Genomic DNA, 6415 nt, shown 5'->3' on the forward strand with positions numbered 1-6415 from the left:
TGAGCATCCGCCCGTTGATGGCCCCCGCGCCGGCGTCACCCCCGCCGTCAGCGGCGGCCGATCGACAGGACCGGGCCTGTCGTGTCGGTGAAGAAGTCCTCGCCCTTGTCGTCCACGACGATGAACGCGGGGAAGTCCTCCACCTCGATCTTCCACACGGCTTCCATCCCGAGCTCGGGATATTCGAGCAATTCGACCTTCTTGATGCAGTCCTGGGCCAGCCTGGCCGCGGGGCCGCCGATGGAGCCGAGGTAGAAGCCGCCGTGCTGCTTGCACGCCTCGGTGACCTGCTTGGACCTGTTGCCCTTGGCCAGCATCACCATCGACCCGCCCGCCGCCTGGAAACGCCCGACGTACGAGTCCATGCGCCCGGCCGTCGTCGGTCCGAACGAACCGGAGGCGTAACCGTCGGGGGTCTTGGCGGGCCCGGCGTAGTAGACGGCGTGGTTCTTGAGGTAGTCGGGCATCTCGCCGCCGTTGTCGAGCAGTTCGGCGATCTTGGCGTGGGCGATGTCGCGGGCGACCACGAGCGGCCCGGTGAGGGAGAGTCGCGTCTTGACCGGATATTTCGTCAGCTGGGCGAGGACTTCGGGCATGGGGCGGTTGAGATCGACCTGCACCACGTCGTCCGAGAGGTGCTCGTCCGTGGTGTCCGGCAGGAACCGCGCCGGGTCGGTCTCCAACTGCTCCAGGTACACGCCCTCCGGCGTGATCTTGGCCAGCGCCTGCCGGTCGGCGGAGCAGGACACGGCGATGGCCACGGGGCAGGAGGCGCCGTGCCGGGGCAGGCGGATGACGCGTACGTCGTGGCAGAAGTATTTGCCGCCGAACTGCGCTCCGATGCCCAGCTTCTGGGTGAGCTCGAAGACCTTGGCCTCCATCTCGAGGTCCCGGAAACCGTGCCCGGACGGCGAACCCTCCGTGGGGATCGAGTCGAGGTAGCGGGCGCTGGCGTACTTGGCGGTCTTGAGCGCGTATTCGGCGGAGGTGCCGCCGACGACGATCGCCAGGTGGTACGGAGGGCAGGCCGCTGTGCCCAGCGAGCGGATCTTCTCCTCCAGGAAGGCCAGCATGCGCTTCTCGTTGAGCACGGCCTTGGTCTCCTGGTAGAGGAACGACTTGTTGGCCGAACCGCCGCCCTTGGCCATGAACAGTAGTTTGTACTCGTCGGGATGGCCGTGGGGGTCCTCGGCGTACAGCTCGATCTGGGCGGGCAGGTTGTCGCCGGTGTTCTTCTCCTCCCACATGGTCAAGGGGGCCATCTGGGAGTAACGCAGGTTGAGCCGGGTGTAGGCGTCGTAGACGCCGCGCGAGACGTGCTCGGCGTCGCGCCCGTCGGTCAGCACGTGGCGGCCGCGCTTGCCCATGACGATCGCGGTGCCGGTGTCCTGGCACATGGGGAGCACGCCGCCGGCCGAGATGGAGGCGTTCTTCAACAGGTCGAGGGCGACGAAGCGGTCGTTGCCGCTCGACTCGGGATCATCGACGATCTTGCGGAGCTGGGCGAGGTGCGAGGCCCGCAGGTAGTGGGAGATGTCGTGGATCGCCGTCTCGGTCAGCAGCCGCAGCGCCTCCGGCTCGACCTCGAGGAACGTACGCCCGGCCGCTTCGACCTTCCGCACCCCCTCCGTGGTGATCAGCCGATATTCGGTCTCATCGGCTCCCAGCGGCAGCAGGTCGGTGTAGTCGAACTCGCCCATGTCCATCCTTTCGGTCACCCAAGAGGTTAACGGGTGACCCGGGCCTCACGCCTCGGAGACGGCCGCCTGCGCTCTCGCACGGGACCGGCCCGCGGTGAGGCCGAGCGTGATGCCGGCGATCACCAGCCCGGCCCCGAGCAGGTCGTACGCCGTCGGCATGGCGATCCCGAGCACCGCCCCCGTGACGATCGCGCCGACCGGGATGAGACCGGCGAACAGCCCGGCCAGCCCGGGGCCGAGCCGGGGCAGGGCGGAGTACCAGAGGAAGAAGGCGCCGACGGTCACGACGATCGCCAGGTAGGCCAGCCCCAGTCCTTCCGCCACGGTCGGCGTACGCACCATGCCCGGCCCTTCGTAGGCCAGCCCGACCAACGCCAGCATGGGCACCGCGAGCGCCGTCGAGTAGGCCGACACCCTGATCGCGCCCAGCTTCGGCAGCAGGGGGATGGCCAGCAGGGAGAAGCAGATCTCGCCCACGAGCGCGCCGAGCGCCCAGAGCAGGCCGGGCAGGTTGCCGCTGCCGAGGCCGGTGGCCAGCGTCGCCCCTGCCACCACCACGCACGCGCCGATGAGCACGCGGGGCGCGGGCCGCCCGCCTGCCAGCGCGAGCCAGAGCGGCACGGTGCCGAGGATGGTGCCGACCAGCGCGGGCCCTGACGCGTTGGTGGACTCGATCACGCAGACGTTGAAGATGACCAGGCCGAGCAGGGTGAGCCCGGCCAGGCACAGGCCCTCGCGCGGCGTCAGCCGGACGAAGCGCAGGCCGAGCACCCGCGTGATGACGAGCAGGATGACGGCGGCCGCGAGGTAGCGCACGGCCTGCCCGCCGTAGATGGGGTAGTCGCCGATGAGCCCCGAGACGCCCGCCAGCGTCCCGAGCAGGAACATGGCGGAGGCCGCGCGGACGATTCCGTGTCTCATGGGCGGGATGCTAGGAGCAGAATGGTTCGGGGAAACAGTCCAATGTCCCGCCGGATGACAGGACCAATATGGCCGACCTCCACATCCAGCTCGATCGGGATCAAGGCGCGATCGCCGGTCAGATCGGCTCCGAGTTGCGCGACGCCATCCGGAGTGGCCGGCTCGCCGCCGGCACCCGCCTGCCCGCGACCCGCGACCTCGCCGCCGACCTCCAGGTCTCCAGGGGCGTGGTGGTGGAGGCGTACGAGCAGCTCGTCGCCGAGGGGTTCCTGGTCTCCAGGGTGGGCGTCGGCACCCAGGTCACCCCGGTGCCGGCCGCCGGAGCAGCACCCAGGCAGCGTGCGGCGCCGCCGGCCCGGCCCGCCTCGGACACCCCCGCGCCGTACTACGGTCATCGCCCCACCTCTCCCGACCTGAGCCACTTCCCCCGTGAACGCTGGCTCGCGGCCGTCAGGCACGTCCTGGCCACCGTACCCTCGGACGCCCTCGACTACGGGGACCCTGGCGGCGTGCCTGAGCTGCGGGAAGAGCTGGCAGGCTACCTCAGGAGGGTCAGGGCGGCGGACGCGCGCCCGGAGAACCTCATCATCGTGGGCGGCGTCGCGCAGGGGCTGAGCCTCGTGCTCCACGTGCTGTCCCGGCAGCGCCCGCTCCGGCTGGCCGTGGAGGACCCGACGAGCCACCGCCAGGCCCCCCTGCTCAGGAGGGCGGGCGCGCGGCTGGTACCGGTGCCCGTGGACGAGGAGGGCCTCGACGTGCGCAGGCTGAGCGGCGACGCGGTGCTGGTGACCCCGGCCCACCAGTTCCCGACCGGCGTGGTGCTCTCGCCGTCCCGCAGGGCCGCGCTGATGGAGTGGGCGCACGCGGGCGACCGGGTGATCCTGGAGGACGACTACGACGCGGAGTTCCGTTTCGACCGTGACCCCGTCGGCTGCCTTCAGGGCCTGGCGCCCGACCGGGTGGTCCTGTCGGGCAGCGTCAGCAAGGCGCTCGCGCCGGGCCTGCGCCTCGGCTGGGTGGCCGCGCCGCCCGACCTGGCCGAGGACGTGCGCAGGGCGCGGGGTGAGCTCGACCTGGGCTCGCCGGTGATCGAGCAGTACGCGTTGGCGCACTTCCTGCGCACCGGCGGCTACGACAAGCACCTGCGCCGCATGCGCAGGGAATATCGCCGCCGCAGGGACGCCCTCGTCAGGGCGCTGGCCGCCGAGCTTCCCGAGATCAGCGTCAAGGGCATCGACGCGGGTCTGCACGTCTACCTGGAGCTGCCGGGCGGCTGGGACGAGCCGCGGACGGCACGGGTTGCGCGGGAGCTGGGGCTGGCCGCGGAGCCGGTGGGGCCGATGCGCGAGACGCCGGGCGAGCCCGCGGTCGCGGTGGGGTTCGCACGGTTGCCGGTTCACAAGGCGGCCGAGGCAGTCCGAGGCTTAAAAGTAAGAATGTCAGGACATGCTATGGACTAAGGAATTCATATCCGCCAGAGGCGCAGGTCCTGGCGGGGACGGGAGACGTTCATGCGTGTGGGACTGCTGGGCCTGGGCCGGATCGGGGCCTTCCACGCCGCGACCATCGCCGCCCATCCGCTGGTGGACGAGCTGATCGTGGCCGACCCCGTGCGGACGTCCCCGTACGGCGGGCCTGGGGACCCGTTCGAGTCGGACGCCGTGGTCATCGCCACCCCCACCACCACCCACGCCGAACTCATCGTCAAAGCCTGCGCGCTCGGCATCCCCGTCCTCTGCGAGAAGCCGGTCGCGGGCACCGTGGACGAGACCGTCAAGGTGCTGGAGGCCCGCGCGGGCAACCGGGTGCACGTCGGGTTCCAGCGCCGCTTCGACCCCGGGTACGCCGCCGCGGCGCGGGCCGTACGGGACGGCGAGCTGGGCGAGCTGCACCGGGTCCACCTGATCACGGCCGATCCCGCCCCGCCGCCGGCCGCGTACATCCCGCAGTCGGGCGGCATCTTCCGCGACTGCCACGTCCACGACTTCGACGTCCTGCGCTGGGTGACCGGCCGCGAGGTCGTCTCCGTCCACGCGCTGGGCGCCAACCGCGGCGCCGCGTTCTTCGCCGAGGCGGGCGACGTGGACACCAGCGCCGCGCTGCTCACGCTCGACGACGGCACGCTGGCCACCCTGCAGGGCTCGCGCTACAACGGCGGCGGGTACGACGTGCGCATGGAACTGGCGGGCACCCGCCGCACCCAGGCGGTCGGGCTCGGCCCGCGCGCCCCGCTCCACACGACCGAGGGCCTGCCGGAACCGGACGATCCGTGGCCCGACTTCGTGACCCGGTTCTCGACCGCGTACCGCGACGAGATCGACTGTTTCCTCCGCGGCGGACAGGGACTCTGCTCGATCGAGGACGCGCTGGAGGCGCTATACGTGGCCGAGGCCGCCGACCTGTCGCTGCGCGAGAGCCGTACCGTCGAGGTGGCGGAGGTGCGGCGATGAGGCTCGCGGGAGCCCCCATCTCGTGGGGCGTGTGCGAGGTCCCCGGCTGGGGCCACCAGCTGCCACCGGAGCGCGTGTTGTCCGAGATGCGTGAGCTCGGGCTGACCGCGACCGAACTGGGCCCGCAGGGCTACCTGACGCCCGGCCTCATCGAGCGGTACGGCCTGGGCCTTGCGGGCGCCTTCGTGCCCGTCGTGCTCCACGACCCCGGCCACGACCCCTTGGGGGACCTGCCGGGCGACGGGCTGCTCGTGCTGGCCGCCACCACCGGCGACGACGGCTACGACGCCCGTCCCGAGCTCGACGCAGCAGGCTGGGCCACTCTGCTGGGCAACCTCGACAGGATCGCCGCCGAGCTCGGCCCCCGGGCGGTGCTGCACCCGCACGTGGGCACCATGGTCGAGACCCGGGCCGAGGTCGAGCGGGTGCTGGAGGGCAGCTCGATGCCGCTCTGCCTGGACACCGGCCACCTGCTGGTCGGCGGCACCGACCCGGTCGCGCTGGTCGAGCAGGCCGCGACGCGGATCGCCCACGTGCATCTCAAGGACGTCGAAGCCCACCTCGCCGCGCGGGTCACCGCCGGGACGCTGGCCTACACGCGGGCGGTGCGCGAGGGCCTCTACCGCCCGCTCGGCGAGGGCGACGTGGACATCGCCGCCATTGTCACCGGGCTGGCGAGGAGCGGCTACGACGGCTGGTACGTCATGGAGCAGGACGTCATCCTGTCCGGCCCGGGCGAGCGGCCGGTCGAGGACGTGCGGCGCAGCCTCGCCTACCTCGACGGGGTGCTGGGCGCGGACTGAGCGGCGCGGCTCCTGGGCTCGAAGCCGGGCGCGAGCACGACGATCGCGGCGGCCAGCACCAGCGGCGCGGCGAACGCCACCCGCATGTCGGCGGCGTCCGCGATGCCGCCGACCAGGGCTGCGCCCACGATGAAGCCGACGTAGTTGAAGAGGTTCACCCTGGCGATGGCGATCCCGGCGCCTGACGGGTCGAGCCGGCCGGCCGCCGAGAACGACTGCGGCGCCACCACCGACAGGCCCACCCCGGTCAGGCCAAACGCGACGATGCCGAGCGGCTGGCTGGGGGCCAGGACGACGCCGAGGAAGCCGGCCGTGGCGATCACGCCGCCGATCCTGACGACGGCGGCGGGGCCGTACCTGCGGACGGCGAGGTCGCCGCCGAGCCTGACGGCCAGCGTCGTCGCCTGGTAGGCCACGTAGGCCAGCGGGATCACGCGCGGGCCGGCCGCCAGCACGTCCTTCATGAACACGGTGTTGAAGTTGGACACGGCGGCGTCGCCGACGTACAGGAAGCCCATGGCCAGGCAGAGGGGGATGATCG

At 71.8% G+C, this 6415-nt stretch carries 6 protein-coding genes; 3 read left to right on the top strand and 3 right to left on the bottom strand.

Features of this window, described 5'->3' with window-relative positions; all coding sequences use genetic code 11:
• Positions 1-47 precede the first annotated feature (47 nt).
• On the bottom strand, positions 48-1700 hold the full coding sequence (locus GUY59_RS34385) for a fumarate hydratase (protein WP_138198836.1): 1653 nt from the start codon (positions 1698-1700) through the stop codon (positions 48-50).
• A gap of 45 nt (positions 1701-1745) precedes the next feature.
• Complete coding sequence (locus GUY59_RS34390; protein ID WP_138198835.1) at positions 1746-2621, bottom strand: DMT family transporter; 876 nt, start codon at positions 2619-2621, stop codon at positions 1746-1748.
• A gap of 68 nt (positions 2622-2689) precedes the next feature.
• Between GUY59_RS34390 and pdxR the strand changes: the two genes are divergently transcribed.
• From pdxR to GUY59_RS34405, 3 genes are read left to right on the top strand one after another with little or no spacing between them, the layout of a single operon-like run.
• Positions 2690-4081 carry a MocR-like pyridoxine biosynthesis transcription factor PdxR gene (gene pdxR, locus GUY59_RS34395; protein ID WP_138198834.1) on the top strand — a complete coding sequence of 464 codons (1392 nt, stop codon included), beginning with the start codon at positions 2690-2692 and terminating at the stop codon, positions 4079-4081.
• Between the two features lie 51 nt (positions 4082-4132).
• Positions 4133-5071, top strand: a complete 939-nt coding sequence (locus GUY59_RS34400) for a Gfo/Idh/MocA family protein (protein WP_138198832.1) — start codon at positions 4133-4135, stop codon at positions 5069-5071.
• On the top strand, positions 5068-5874 hold the full coding sequence (locus GUY59_RS34405) for a TIM barrel protein (RefSeq protein WP_138198830.1): 807 nt from the start codon (positions 5068-5070) through the stop codon (positions 5872-5874). Before GUY59_RS34400 ends, GUY59_RS34405 begins: the two co-directional genes overlap by 4 nt.
• Here the strand turns inward: GUY59_RS34405 and GUY59_RS34410 are convergent.
• On the bottom strand, positions 5844-6415 hold a 572-nt coding region (locus tag GUY59_RS34410; protein ID WP_161714840.1), incomplete at its 5' end, for an MFS transporter. The genes GUY59_RS34405 and GUY59_RS34410 overlap by 31 nt on opposite strands.

The sequence above is a fragment of the Nonomuraea sp. K271 genome, assembly GCF_009908215.1.
Taxonomy (GTDB): Bacteria; Actinomycetota; Actinomycetes; order Streptosporangiales; family Streptosporangiaceae; genus Nonomuraea; species Nonomuraea longispora.